The organism is Vibrio gallaecicus (assembly GCF_024347495.1).
GTDB classification, from domain to species: Bacteria; Pseudomonadota; Gammaproteobacteria; order Enterobacterales; family Vibrionaceae; genus Vibrio; species Vibrio gallaecicus.
Genome location: NZ_AP025491.1, coordinates 128,071 through 142,494, shown reverse-complemented (window position 1 = coordinate 142,494; position 14,424 = coordinate 128,071). Strand labels below are relative to the sequence as shown.

The following is a 14,424-nucleotide window of genomic DNA, read 5'->3' as shown; positions in this document are numbered from 1 at the left end:
CCTCAGTCAATCTTTGGTGGGTGAGTAAAGGTGTGGTGCGGAGCTGGGCTTGGTACTGTCCACTCTAAACCTTCGGATCTTTCCCATGGTTTACTTGGAGCGGGCTCTCCACCTTTTACGCATTTAATTACAAGCCATAAGAAGATCAGTTGAGATAAACCAAAAGCAAAACCACCTATTGATACGATTTGGTTCACATCTGCAAACTGAATGGCGTAGTCAGGAATACGTCTTGGCATACCCGCTAGCCCAAGAAAGTGCATTGGGAAAAATAGAACATTCACCGATACCACTGATGTCCAAAAATGCCACAAGCTCAAACGTTGGTCATACATATGACCTGTCCATTTCGGAAGCCAATAATAAGCCGCAGCCATGATAGAAAATACCGCGCCTGTCACTAACACGTAATGGAAATGAGCCACCACAAAGTAAGTGTCATGGTACTGAAAATCTGCTGGGACAATCGCCAACATCAAGCCCGAAAAACCGCCAATAGTGAATAGCACGATAAAGGCAATCGCAAACAGCATTGGGGTTTCAAAGGTCAGAGAACCTCGCCACATTGTCGCCACCCAATTGAATACTTTCACCCCGGTAGGCACCGCAATCAACATGGTGCAATACATAAAGAAAAGTTCAGCGAAGACTGGCATCCCCGTAGTAAACATGTGATGCGCCCATACTAAGAATGACAGCAACGCAATGCTGCAAGTCGCGTAAACCATAGAATGGTAGCCAAACAATCGCTTACCACTGAATGCCGGAATAATGGCTGAGATAATGCCAAAGGAAGGCAGTATCATGATGTACACTTCAGGGTGTCCAAAGAACCAGAAGATATGCTGGAACATCACAGGGTCCCCCCCACCAGCCGCATCAAAAAAGCTAGTTCCGAAGTATTTATCCGTCAATACCATGGTCACCGCGCCGGCGAGAACAGGCATCACCGCTATAAGTAAGAAAGCCGTGATCAACCATGTCCATACAAACATTGGTAGCTTAAACCAAGTCATTCCAGGTGCGCGCATGTTCACAATAGTCACAATCACGTTGATTGCGCCCATTATCGAACTGATCCCCATAATATGAACAGAGAACACAAATAATGCGGTGCTGTCAGGGCCATAAGTCGTAGAAAGTGGCGCATAGAACGTCCAACCAAAGTTTGGTCCTCCACCCTCAGTAAACAGTGAACCAATTAGAATCAAAAACGCAAAAGGTAAAATCCAGAAACTAAGATTATTCATTCGTGGCAACGCCATATCTGGGGCGCCAATCATCATTGGGATCATCCAATTGGCAAGCCCAGTAAAAGCAGGCATGACAGCCCCAAACACCATGATCAAACCGTGGACTGTGGTCATCTGATTAAAGAAGTCAGGCTCAACTAACTGCAAACCAGGCTGGAACAACTCAGCACGTATCACCATAGCCATTGCCCCACCAGTCAAAAACATAGCGAAGCTAAACCATAAGTAGAGGGTGCCTATATCTTTATGGTTGGTCGAATAGAGCCAGCGAGCTAACCCTTTAGGTGCAGAGTGATCATCATGAGGCTCGGCATCATGAGAATCAGCACCATGAGATAAGTCTCCAGCACCACTTAATTCATGGCTATTCATCGGAGCCGACTTTACGGGCTTGTTTGCTGATGATTTCATTGCTCCTCCTTGGCATTTTTCTGTGCCTTAAATGCATTTACATCAGAAGCTTGAACGACATCTCCCGTATCATTTCCCCATGCATTTCTTTGATAAGTCACGACTGCAGCAATTTCTTTCTCGCTTAATTGGGCATCAAATGCCTGCATTGCCGTTCCAGGTCTGCCATACACAATAGTGTCTAAATGTGTTGATAAATCGCCTAGTGCAATCGCACTACCTTTAATTGCAGGGAATGCACCAGTAATACCATCACCATTGACCTGATGGCACACCGCACATCTCGCGTTATAAATGGTCTCACCTTCGGCATACAGTTCGTCCATAGTAAGTGACGAGCCTAGTGCCTCTTGAGCTTGTTGCTTAGCAATAGCAGCCTCTTCTTTTTGTTTAACAAGCCATGCATCAAAATCGTCTTCTTCCATCGCCTGCACGACAATCGGCATGAATCCATGCGCTCGGCCACAAAGCTCCGCACACTGCCCTCTATATACACCAGGCTCATCAATTTTGGTCCATGCCTCATTAATAAACCCCGGGACAGTGTCTTTTTTCACAGCAAAAGCAGGCACCCACCATGAATGTATAACGTCATCTGATGTCATCAAGAAGCGGACTTTGCGATTAATAGGAAGGACTAAGGGCTTATCCACTTCTAGTAAATAATGCGCTCCTTTTTCTTCAATTCCTTCAATTTGTTTATCACTCGTCGCTAATAAACTAAAAAATTCAACATCTTCCCCAAAGTAGCTGTAATGCCACTTCCACTGAGAACCTGTGATTTTAATGGTTAAGTCGGATTGGGAGGTATCTTCCATCGCAATCAATGTTTTGGTTGCGGGTATCGCCATCGCGATAAGAATAAGAATGGGAATAATCGTCCAGATAATTTCTACTTTGGTGCTTTCATGGAAATGGGCAGCGACCGCACCCTTCGACTTTCGATGGTGAATAATGGAATAAAACATCACGCCAAACACGATTAGCGCAATTGCACAGCAAATGTAGAAAATCAACATGTGAAGGTCATAGACCTTACCGCTGATTTCCGTAACACCCTGAGTCATGTTGTAGTCTGATTCAGCCCAAACAGCTGATGACCAAAACAAAACTACCGCTAGTTCCATTAACAGTACAAGAGTGGTTCGTGATCTCTTCAAAAGGTATCTCCTTTATCCATCCCACAAGACATTTACGCCCTGAAACCATCGTTCACATGTGTCTATGGTCTTTCTATCACCTAATTGCGTCATGTTTATCTCAACCATCCATTCGGACATTACTTCGCAATGAAAGAATATTTGGCTAAGGGTTAAACATAAAAATGATGCAAAGTAAGCCTCATCAATACGGCAGAAAATATGAGGGATAAAGACGTTTAATCAGCGAACTGGCTACTTTTTGTTATATTTATGTAAAGGCTAGTTACTGAAAGCTAAATGTTCAAGGTGCTAAATATTCAAATTATCGGCTATAAATCTTGTATATAGCGAGTGAAAGTACCTCAGAGTAGAGTTTCTAAAGGGAATATTAAGAAAAGAAGTAGAGGCATGTGTTATTAGGAAAATCAGTTATTAAGCTCAACGGTTTTAACCGGTTCAGAACTCTTAATTGCAGAGTTTAGCTATGAACCCGCACATGCCAGCAGTGCTTAGAATACCGCTTGGTTAACAATTGATGTTCTAACAACTTAGTTTTACGATTGCCTTCACTTAATTGATAATGAATATCATTTATATTTACTCTATCAACAGCAAAGGTTTAATTTATGATGGAAAAATTGACGAATTGGTTAGCACGAGACCCAGATCCAAGAACTCGTGAAGAGCTTCAATATCTTATTGATGAAAAAGAATACAGCGAACTTGAAGATCGTTTCGGGAAAAGATTGGAATTTGGAACAGCTGGGTTAAGAGGAAAAGTAGGTTGTGGTCCAAACCGAATGAATCGCTTAGTGATTCAAGAAACCGCCGCTGGATTGGGTCACTATCTAATCGACAATATCAGTAAGGCTGCTTCTCGTGGAGTAGTGGTTGGCTATGATGGCAGAACCGATTCAAAGCAATTTGCCATAGATACGGCTTCGGTACTTACTGCTTTAGGCATTAAAGTTTTTCTCACCCATGATGTGGCCGCTACCCCTGTTGTGGCATTTGGTATTAAGCACCTGAATGCCGCTGCGGCGGTAGTAGTAACCGCAAGCCATAACCCTCCTGAATATAATGGCTTTAAAGTGTACTGGGAGAATGGGGCTCAAATAATCCCGCCTCATGATTCAGGTATCGCTGCTGAAATTGCAATCGCCGCAACAAGACCGATTCCACTGATGTCATTAAGTGATGCAGAGCAAAGAGAACAACTCGTTTGGCTTACTGAAGATTACTATCAAACCTACCGTACCAGCGTTAACCAAAGCCCATTCATTGAAGGTGATACTTCGGAGAAATCAATCGCCGTGGCATACACTGCGATGCACGGTGTTGGAGCGAAAATGGCGGAAGATTTGCTGCATGACAACGGTTTCAACAAAGTCTTCAGTGTTGCCGAACAGCGTGAACCTGATGGTTTATTCCCAACCGTTAACTTCCCTAACCCTGAAGAAGATGGGGCAATGGATCTCGTTCTAGAACTCGCTGAAAGTGTCGAAGCTGCTATTGCTTGTGCAAACGATCCAGATGCCGACAGGTTCGCGGTTGCTGCAAGGCAGCAAGATACAACATATAAAATGCTAACTGGTGATCAAATTGGTGTGCTACTCGCCAACTACTTACTTTCGCTACCGCATACCAAACAGCAACTAGTTGGGAACAGCATTGTATCGTCTACTTTGCTTGCTAAAGTGGCAAAATCACATGGCGCAACCTACTTCCAAACACTCACTGGCTTTAAATGGTTAGCGAATGTAGGAATGCAATTAGAAGACGATGAAAACGAATTCCTTTTTGCCTATGAAGAAGCTCTTGGTTACACCATTGGCACACAAGTAAGAGACAAAGATGGGCTATCAACACTGGTTGTGTTCTCTCAACTTGTGGAGCAATTGAAACAAAATGGCAAAACGGTATGGGATGTACTCGCTCAAATATCCTTTGAACATGGTGTACATGTGAATGCTCAACGCAGTATTCAACTTGATCCCAATTCACCATCCATTGGTGCGAAGCTAAGAAGTACTCCACCAAAACAGATTGCTGGTGTGGGAATATCTGTCATTGAAGATCTTCAATCTTCACTTCGCTTTACTATTGGTGGAAAAGGTAGCATGGGGAAAACCGAAGCCATCCACCTACCTGCCAGTGATGTGCTTATTTATCACATGGAAGATGGCTCTCGAATCATTGTTCGCCCATCTGGTACTGAACCTAAGCTAAAAGTTTATTATGAACTTGTCACTGAATTTGAGGGGAATGAAAATTACCCTGAAGCTTTACTACGAGCAGAGGAAAAAATGGCACAGCTTATTGAACAGCATCAGCAAGAGCTTAATAAGTAATAGCGGTACCTCTATTTTCTAGCTTCTAGCTTCTAGCTTCTAGCTTCTAGCTTCTAGCTTCTAGCTTCTAGCACCAAAGCAAAAATGGACGTAGTAATACGTCCATTTTTTCTAAAGCGATTTCTGTAAAAAGTGTTTATGGACGCCTTTTATTGGATAATCGCTAAACTCCCCTACCACCTTAAAACCTAACTTTTGATAAAAACCCAAAGCTTGAAAACTATAAGTGTCTAAGTAAATATCGGTAACTCCTCTCGCGAGGGCTTCTGACTCAACCTTAGCAAGAAGCTTGGTACCAACATCATTTCCTCTTAGATCTGAAGATACCCAAAGGTGATTGATCATCAGCGAGGTAGTGAATAGTTCGGCATTTAACCCTGCTATCACTTTGTTCTGTGAGTCTCGAACAAAAACTGAAAGAGGGATCAAATCTTGATCAGGGAAGTGAGGGGCATTGTATTCTTTTATTCCATCAAGAACGCTATCAGTATCTTGCTTTGATGGGTGGCTAACGACTTCAATATCCATATAACTCTCTAAAAAGTAAGTTTATCGTTAAGCTCTATCGTACATTTTAAAGATAAAAAAACCAGCCGAAGCTGGTTAATTCTGTTCATTGCTGTCTTCGATCATACTGACATAAGAAACTAATCAGCTAGACAACTAAGCATCTAAGCATCTAAGCATCTAAGCAACGAATGATTTAAGCATCCAAACAGCCAGAATGATGAATACGCCACCCATCACTTTCTGTTGGTACATTCTGAATTTAGCATTCTCAATTAGAGACTTCCCGACACTGCCAACAAGCGCTACCAATAAGAAGTTAAATGACAAGCCTAAAATATTAAGCAGTAGCCCTAGTACAAGCATTTGCTCACCAGAACTTGCTGTTATGTTAGTCGACACAAATTGAGGTAAAAACATCACAAAGAAAACAAGCGCTTTAGGGTTAAGTAGATTGCTGACTAAAGCTCGCTGATAATAGGTTTTCGCAACTGCAGAATTATTGTTAAGTTCAGGCGCTTCGTCTTGCTCTGCTCTTAAGCAATCCCAACCCATTTTAAGTAAATAAGCACCACCCAATAGGTGTAATGCTTTTAATGCCATAGGGCTCATTGCAATTAAGGCAGACACACCCATAGCAGCCAGTACGGTCAAAATGATGCCGGACGTTGCATTACCTAAACTGGCAAACACGCCAACTTTGCGACCGTAACTCATACTTGAGCTAGCAATCAGTAACATATCAGGACCAGGAAGAAGAAGAAGCGCTACAACAGCAGTTAAGTAGACAGGTAAAATAGTTAAATCGATCATTCGTTATTGTATTTATAAAAATCCGGTCGCGGATTTTATATCAACGGATGATAACTAACTAGGTATAACGTGCAAATAAATTAAACTTGAACGTCAATACAACTGGTTTTTGATCATTTTCCAGCACAAAACAAATCAAATCAAACAATATGCATCACCGAGCAAGCCACTCTATTTCTATGAGGGTTTTGTCGCCACACATAAGACGCCCTAAAAACACATCGCCGTTGTGCACTTCACCCACGCCTTTTGGCGTACCTGTCATTACAACATCACCATCTAACAGAGTAAGGTAAGATTTTAATTCATCCAAGATGGTTTGAGGTGAGTAGAGCATCTGGTTCACATGCCCCTTCTGGACTCGGACACAGTTAATGAATAACTCTAAGTTAAGATCATTAATATCAACATCAGTTAATGGAACAAAGCGACTAAACACCGCAGAGCCATCAAATGACTTTGCTCGCTCCCATGGAAGCCCTTTGCTTTTAAGATAAGATTGCTGCTCTCTCTTGGTGAGATCTAGCCCTAAGCCTACTGAAGTGAAAGTCTCATTTTCAACGATGAAGCAAATCTCCGCCTCATAGTGTAATGTCTCTTCATGGAATGAAGACAATATAGTAGTCACACTGGTGCTTGGCTTATGAAAAACCACCATATGCTCAGGTGTGGCATTGTTGAGCTCTTCGATATGATCTGCATAATTTCTACCCACACATAATATTTTACTGGGTGCGGCGGTTACTTTAGAAATCATCATTTCACTATCCTTGTTTGTTGAGCTCATTACCTTTCCTTGACCTGAATTTGAGAGCAGATATTTTAACCGATCATATTCCACTGATCTTCGAGTTAATCTAGTAAATTATCAAAAACCTGATCTTTAGCTCAATCTTACGGTTATAAAACCTTTGGAGTTCGGCTTCAAATTCAAAAGCTAGTCAATTGTCTTTATTAGCTTTTCACATAAACGTTTCAGTTCTACAAGTTCTTCAACATCCAACGAAATCTTGCAGCGCATCGCTTTAGGCACACTGACGGCTTGCAGTTTAAGCGCTTCACCTTGCTCTGTTAAAAAAAGCTCACGAACGCGCTCGTCATGTTCACCCCTTTTGCGCAAAACAATGCCTTTAGTTTCTAATCGTTTTAACAGAGGCGTTAAAGTACCAGAATCTAAGTTAAGTTTAGCGCCCAGTTCTTTTACATTGATACCGTTATTTTGCCAAAGCACCATCATTACTAAATACTGTGAATAAGTGAGGTCTAGCTCATCTAATAGTGGGCGATAGGCGCGAATTACAGCATTGGCAGCACTATATAGAGGAAAGCAAACTTGATTCTCAAGCTTAATCAGCTCTTGTTCTTGGTTACTTAAAGATGATGAGTTATTGGTATGGCAAGATGTCATGTATACACCCGTTAGATTAAGTTGTGCACAATATACTGAATTATATCTCATGCTCCAAGTCATTAGTATCGAAGCACCATATATGGATTGGATTGGATTGGATTGGATTGGATTGGATTGGATTGGATTGGAAGAGTATCGCAACTTGCCGATTATCCTATTCAACCAAAGAAAAAGCTCACTTAAAATAAGTGAGCTCTTGAATAGGCGTGTAACTTTTATTCTAGTCCGCGATAAAAGCAATTATCGCAACCTGAGATAATTGCCAAATTTAGTAAACTACATACGAGCTACTTCTTATAGGTAGTAACGAGCACCAATCAACCACTTATCGTCTGCTTTATCTTTGTATGTGCCTGAACCTTGAAGGTCAAACTCGTAACCAGCAAAACCTACGAAGTTAGAAGTAAAGTTGTATTCAGCTTGTAGAGCTGAAGTGCTGTAAACTGTAGCGCTTTCTTTGTCATCTTCAACTGCTTCATAGTTAACACTTACATTAATGCTGTTTGAGAAAGCGTAAGAAGCTAGAAGTTCAACGGCTGTTGTTTCTTCAAGAGCGATACCAGAGCTTGAGTTCATGTACTCATTCATTGCGTAAACACCCGCTAGGTAAATGCCTTCTTTACCGTAAGAGCCGTATGTTGCACTTAGAACATGTGATTCAGCCGTTTGGGAACCAACGCTACCGAAATTTACATCACCAGTATTGAATGCATAGTTTGCAGTAACATCAGCAATTGAGTAGTTCAATGCAATTTGAGCACGATTTCCGTATTCATTTTCAAAACTTACAGTGCTTGTGTAGCTAACGTCATCAACTTTACGACCCTGCCAAGCAACGCCTAAGTTAAGAGTACCTGCCTCACCAAAATCTACGCTGTTACCGTAGCTCAGCATTTCTTCACCACGACCAGTACCTAAGTTACCGTGATCGTCGTAAATAAAGTCATTTGCAAAAGCGATTGGCATATCTGCAACGCCAGAAACACTGTAATAAGGAGCCCACTGCGTACCAGCAACAGCACGACCGAAATCGTCATGCGTTAAACCAAGGTAGCCAAGACGAGTGGTAAACGCATTCTCACCGCCATCTAAGTAGTTCAATGCCCACTCACCTTTAGCATCGGCAGTAAAGCCATTGCCTATGTCATGAGTTACATTAAAGTTAATACGTGGAGAAACTGATTCAATACCAATATCGTCGTCACCTTGACGGTCGCTGCTATTAACATCACCCACAGCAACTGAAACGTGACCACCTACAGAAAAGGTCGTACCGTCTTCATTGTAAAGTTCGATCGCAACAGCTTGTGAAGCAAAGGCAGCGCTAGAAATTGCTACCGCTAAAAGTTTCTTATTCATCGTCATATCCATTTGTAACTTAAAGGTAATTTAATCACTCACAACTTCTCTCTAACGGAAGTTGTTACCTGTTCTTAACAAGTGACATAACCCTAATCGAGATGACTCAAATAGTTTCATTAAGTTATATAAAAGATAAAAAAAACAAGTACAAAAATATAAATACTTAATTAACAGTAAGTTAGAATTATTGATTTATAAAAAACATGACAATTCCTTTGTTATAGCTTGTTACATTTACAAAAAACTAAAAATCACAAACACATTACTGATGAAAAACAAATAAGTAACACTATTGCCTAAAGAATTGAGCATTTACCTACAAACTAGAATTGTTTATATAAGAACTAAAAAATAGGGTTATATACCTGTAATAAAGAAGATACAGAACATTTAATGGTTTAATGTACGCTATAATCACATTCAGTGAAAAGAATGAGAATTTGATTAAATTCAACTTTTCGAGTGCTAAATTTGGAAACTGCTAAGGTCATCAACAACCTTTGACCATATCCTTGAAGTGCACCTTAATTTGACTAGAGCATTCTTGAGGGGCTAATCAAATTATTATAGTTATCAAGGTACATTATGAGGAAACCCTATGACCCAATTTTTAGGCTCACACCCTATTAGCACTAACAGAATTAGAACCCTTATCACCTTAGGTTTTGTCGCCGCGGTCACTATAGTCTCTTATACTCTCATATCAGAACATCAACTCGTTCGATGGATATACCTTAGCTACCCTGCTTGCATGCTAATTGCATTTTTTCACAAACACCCTCAAGTTAAATCGGTTGCAGCTGTCGCTTCTATGACTATCATTTTAGTTGGAGGATATGTTGAACCACTCGAACTGGATACTATTGAAGAAGCCTTCATACTAATACCACTTTCTTATATCGTTATTTTTCCAGGCTCTATGTGGCCGATTGCCTCCGGTGGAGTTCTGATACTTAGCTACTTGTATGAACTGCCTGAATCTGAGTTTGAAGAGTTTATAGAAGATGCGATTGAAGTAGTCATTATCACGGTGTTTGCCACCATCATGACTTACTACCAACAAAAATTTCGGGAACAAATGTTGGTATTCCGTAAAGAAAGTTTAACGGACTTTCTTACATCGTTAGGTAATAGAAAAGCGTACTTTGATACACTAAAGTCGATGGAAAGCCTTCCCTCAAAGCAGTCTGCAATTATCCAAATCGACCTTGACAACTTTAAGGACGTTAATGAAAGCGTTGGTCATGACAAAGGCGATAAACTGCTGTCAATGTTTGCTCAAGAACTCAACCAGTTGTCTTCTGAAAACCTATCATCTTACCGTTTAAGTGGTGATGAATTTATTATCATCTGCTATGAAGAAAACGATTTAACTCAAGAGCTTCAATCATTAGAAAACCAATTAAAACAAATCGCGGAAAAAACTTATCAAATCAATCCATACTCCTATAAATTAAACTTTTGTGCTGGCATTGCCAAACTTGAAGACTCAATGGGCAATACTGAGATCTTAAGTAAAAACGCTGATATCGCCGTTAAGAAAGCGAAGTCTCAAGGCAAAGGAAATATTCGTTGGTACGATCATGAATTAATAGATGAAACTATTCGACAACATCAAATTGAGACCGAGTTAGCCGCTGCGATTGAAAACGAGCAATTTAAACTGCTTTATCAACCTAAAGTCGACATTAAATCAGGGGAAATATGCGGCGCGGAAGCTCTTATTCGTTGGCACCACCCTCAATTAGGCGTTGTTTCACCCTTTGAGTTTATTGGGATCGCAGAAAAAAGTAAGCTGATCATCCCCATCGGTCGCTGGGTAATAGAAGAAGCAACGAAACAAGCAAAAAAATGGCATGACGAAGGCTTTAACCTTTGTGTTTCAGTCAATGTTTCCACCGTTCAATTCGCACATGATGATATCTATACCCTGGTGACTTCCTCCTTAAACACAGTGGAGCTATCGCCACATTTATTGCAATTAGAGATCACCGAAACCACCTTAATGCAGCAGCCTGACAACATCATCAACGCTTGTAACCAATTAAGAAAGCTTGGTGTGACTGTTGCTATTGATGATTTTGGTGTTGCTTACTCGTCACTAAACTACCTAAAAAAACTCCCAATCGATGTGTTAAAAATTGATAAGTCCTTTATTGATGAATGTGTACAAAGGCATGAAGATCATATGATTGTCCGAACGATCATTCAGCTCGGTCATAACCTAGGAAAAACGGTCATTGCAGAAGGCGTTGAGGATAAAGCACAACTAGATTTGCTTGCAGATGAAGCATGTATGCATTACCAGGGCTATCATTTCGCTCGACCTTTAGAAATCGATGACTTATCGACTTTACTGGCGAATGAACGAATAGCATCGAATCAATAATGCTAGGTAATATTAGGGCTAGCCAGCATTAATACAGTGAACATGACAATTCACTGACAAACTTAACCTTGCTCAAGTTGAATTATTTCACTAATCTAGCTCGGTCTTTATATTTACTGTGATTTCTTTGCCAAGCAAAATAGCCCTATTATCAACGAATAAAAATCGCTTACAAAAGCACGCGCTTTGGTCGATTTTTTTAACCGGATTAGTCATGTTGACTTGTCTGGCAAGCTTGCTATCTAGCCAATCACTGTCCACAACATCACTCCTGTCACCGAACACAACTTATGCTAATTCGGTATTAACTCGTGATGATACTCAATCAACTTCCAGTATCACTGATATAGCGCAACTCTATTTCGACGTTTTTAGTAACTCCTCACAGCAAATCAAAAAGCTTCCTGCAGAAGAACCTTGTAGCCTTAGCGAGAAGATGCTGACTTATTCTGCGCCTAAGCTTCACTGGCTCGCTTGTTTCCTTTTGCTCACAATCGTCATATTCAGTGTTATTCCTGATACTTTGCGACGTTTCCGTGAAGAGCAAAGAGATTTCCAACGTTCAAAGCACCGCCTGCACCTCACTTATTGTATATTTCGAGAGTAAATAACCGGGTCCAATCACCCTTTTATTTTATTTTCGGAGACAATTTTAGTGCTAAATCACTTATTTTTTAGGTTTGCGCAATACGCGCGAGCTCAGCTTCATGCATGTATGAAGTTTTTATTCATTGCTGTATTTATCAGTTTTTCTTCAACATCATTCGCTCAAAGTACAGGTTGGATATCAGCACCTGAGCATCCGCCCGTAAAGCTTCGAATGATGTCTACAGGTCAACAAGATCCTGAACTCAGTACGATCAGCGCCGTTCTAGACGTAACTTTAGACGGTGATTGGAAAACATACTGGCGTAGCCCCGGAGAAGGTGGGATTGCACCTGAATGGGATTGGACTGAATCGACCAATATTAAAGCCGTCGATTGGCACTGGCCTGTACCTAAATATTACGAGCAACTTGGTGTAATGACGTTAGGTTACAAATCTCACGTCAGTTTCCCAATCACTCTAACGTTAGATGACATTACTCAAGGTGCGACTTTTAATGCAAAGTTGAGATTCCCATCGTGTACGAACATTTGTGTTCTGACTGATTACAATATTTCATTGCCTATCAACCCTTCATCTTTACAGCTAGATGAAGAAGCTATGTTTATATTCAACCAAGGCATGAGTAAAACCCCCGTAAAAATTGATTCCAATGCTAGCGAGCAAAATGTTTCAACCAAAGGTCTATATTGGAATGAAGAGAAACAACAGCTTGTCACACAATTTTCGAACACAAAAGCCTGGGACAAACCCCAAATACTAGTGGATGGCAACGAGGTATTGGATGAGTTCTTTGCACAACCCACCCTGCATATTTCAGGTAATACGCTAACGGCAGTGTTTGATGTGAGCAACTGGCTAGGTGAAACCAACCTCGTGGGTCGTAGTATTTCGTTAACCATTTCCGATGAAACTTTTGCCAGTGAATTAACTGGAGAAGTTGGTTCTCAACCTGTTATTTATCAAGAAACTAACAACAGCTTCTTTGCCATGTTAGGTTTTGCCCTCATTGGCGGATTCATACTTAACATTATGCCATGCGTACTTCCTGTTCTTGGAATGAAACTCAACAGCATGATCGGAAACCAAGGAGCATCTTCTCGTCATATTCGAGGCTCATTCATCGCTTCAGCAGCAGGTATTATTACCTCATTTGCTATCCTCGCTTTTGGCATTTCAATGCTGAAAATGGGAGGCAACGCTATTGGTTGGGGCATCCAATTCCAAAGCGGATGGTTCATTGCGTTTATGCTATTTGTGACCACGCTTTTTGCGACTAATCTACTTGGTTTATTTGAATTCAAACTCCCATCAAACCTAAATACTTGGATGGCTTTGAAAGGAAATAACTCGCACTCAGGTCATTTTATTCAAGGTATGTTCGCAACATTACTTGCTACGCCTTGTAGTGCTCCGTTTCTAGGGACTGCTGTCGCTTATGCCTTAGGAGCAAGCTACCAAGAGTTGTGGGCTATATTTGTTGCGCTCGGCGTGGGTATGAGCTTTCCGTGGTTACTTTTTGCAGCCTTCCCAAAAATGGTTCAATTCTTACCTAAACCAGGTAACTGGATGTTTAAGGTTAAGCTTACTTTCGGAATGATGATGCTTGCGACTAGCTTATGGTTAAGCAGCTTATTAACTCCATTTATTGGGCTATTTCCGACCATCGTTTTGACTGCTGGATTACTGATTAGCGTATTAGTTTGGATTGGTGTGAAGCTGGGAAGAAAAGTGTTAGTTCCTATTATTGCTATATCTACACTTGTTTTTGGCGGTGGATTAATTGCAGGCAGTTTAACTGCTGACAACTGGTCAACCCCAATTGTGGATGACCTTAATTGGCAACCATTAGAAGCGACTGAAATACCAGCACTAGTTAAACAAGGAAAAACTGTCTTTGTGGATGTCACTGCCGACTGGTGTATTACGTGTAAAGCCAACAAGATTGGCGTGATCTTACAAGATCCGGTTTATAGCCACCTAAAAGCAGACGATATTGTTCTTATGAAAGGCGATTGGACGACACCAAATAAAAGTGTCACCGATTACCTACAGAGTAACGGTCGATTCGGTGTGCCATTCAACATTATATACGGACCAAGTTATGAAAATGGTATCCCTCTTCCTGTTATTTTGGATAGTGATACCGTAACTCAAGCTTTAAATACAGCGAGATAA

Annotated in this window: 11 protein-coding genes; 4 read left to right on the top strand and 7 right to left on the bottom strand. The window is 40.9% G+C overall.

The window, feature by feature from the left end; translation table 11 throughout:
- Nucleotides 1-2 precede the first annotated feature (2 nt).
- Together ctaD and coxB are read right to left on the bottom strand one after the other, a co-directional pair.
- Nucleotides 3-1,664 carry a cytochrome c oxidase subunit I gene (gene ctaD / locus OCU78_RS15245; RefSeq protein ID WP_137372085.1) on the bottom strand — a complete coding sequence of 554 codons (1,662 nt, stop codon included), beginning with the start codon at nt 1,662-1,664 and terminating at the stop codon, nt 3-5.
- Nucleotides 1,661-2,824 carry a cytochrome c oxidase subunit II gene (gene coxB, locus OCU78_RS15240; protein WP_167493985.1) on the bottom strand — a complete coding sequence of 388 codons (1,164 nt, stop codon included), beginning with the start codon at nt 2,822-2,824 and terminating at the stop codon, nt 1,661-1,663. The genes ctaD and coxB overlap by 4 nt, the downstream gene beginning before the upstream one ends.
- Before the next feature lie 611 nt (nt 2,825-3,435).
- On the opposite strand from coxB, the gene OCU78_RS15235 reads away from it, so the two are divergent.
- Nucleotides 3,436-5,157 (top strand): phospho-sugar mutase, encoded by a 1,722-nt coding sequence (locus OCU78_RS15235; RefSeq protein WP_137372273.1) that lies wholly within the window; start codon nt 3,436-3,438, stop codon nt 5,155-5,157.
- Nucleotides 5,158-5,268: 111 nt separating this feature from the next.
- Here the strand turns inward: OCU78_RS15235 and OCU78_RS15230 are convergent, their stop codons facing one another.
- From OCU78_RS15230 to OCU78_RS15210, 5 genes are all read right to left on the bottom strand, one after another.
- Nucleotides 5,269-5,685 carry a GNAT family N-acetyltransferase gene (locus tag OCU78_RS15230; protein ID WP_137372084.1) on the bottom strand — a complete coding sequence of 139 codons (417 nt, stop codon included), beginning with the start codon at nt 5,683-5,685 and terminating at the stop codon, nt 5,269-5,271.
- 159 nt (nt 5,686-5,844) lie between these two features.
- Nucleotides 5,845-6,477, bottom strand: a complete 633-nt coding sequence (locus tag OCU78_RS15225; protein ID WP_137372083.1) for a LysE family translocator — start codon at nt 6,475-6,477, stop codon at nt 5,845-5,847.
- Between the two features lie 154 nt (nt 6,478-6,631).
- Nucleotides 6,632-7,264 (bottom strand): fumarylacetoacetate hydrolase family protein, encoded by a 633-nt coding sequence (locus OCU78_RS15220; protein ID WP_137372082.1) that lies wholly within the window; start codon nt 7,262-7,264, stop codon nt 6,632-6,634.
- 150 nt (nt 7,265-7,414) lie between these two features.
- Nucleotides 7,415-7,885, bottom strand: coding sequence for a MarR family winged helix-turn-helix transcriptional regulator (locus OCU78_RS15215; protein ID WP_137372272.1), 471 nt, complete (start codon nt 7,883-7,885; stop codon nt 7,415-7,417).
- Between the two features lie 297 nt (nt 7,886-8,182).
- Complete coding sequence (locus tag OCU78_RS15210; RefSeq protein ID WP_137372081.1) at nt 8,183-9,247, bottom strand: porin; 1,065 nt, start codon at nt 9,245-9,247, stop codon at nt 8,183-8,185.
- 601 nt (nt 9,248-9,848) lie between these two features.
- Between OCU78_RS15210 and OCU78_RS15205 the strand changes: the two genes are divergently transcribed.
- The 3 genes from OCU78_RS15205 to OCU78_RS15195 all read left to right on the top strand — a co-directional run bounded on the left by OCU78_RS15205 (nt 9,849) and on the right by OCU78_RS15195 (nt 14,424).
- The gene (locus OCU78_RS15205; RefSeq protein ID WP_137372080.1) at nt 9,849-11,639 is read left to right on the top strand and encodes a putative bifunctional diguanylate cyclase/phosphodiesterase; all 1,791 of its coding nucleotides are present in this window, start codon (nt 9,849-9,851) and stop codon (nt 11,637-11,639) included.
- Nucleotides 11,640-11,853: 214 nt separating this feature from the next.
- Nucleotides 11,854-12,246: a hypothetical protein gene (locus OCU78_RS15200; RefSeq protein WP_137372079.1), complete on the top strand. Its 393-nt coding sequence runs from the start codon at nt 11,854-11,856 to the stop codon at nt 12,244-12,246.
- A gap of 108 nt (nt 12,247-12,354) precedes the next feature.
- The gene (locus OCU78_RS15195) at nt 12,355-14,424 is read left to right on the top strand and encodes a protein-disulfide reductase DsbD family protein (RefSeq protein WP_137372078.1); all 2,070 of its coding nucleotides are present in this window, start codon (nt 12,355-12,357) and stop codon (nt 14,422-14,424) included.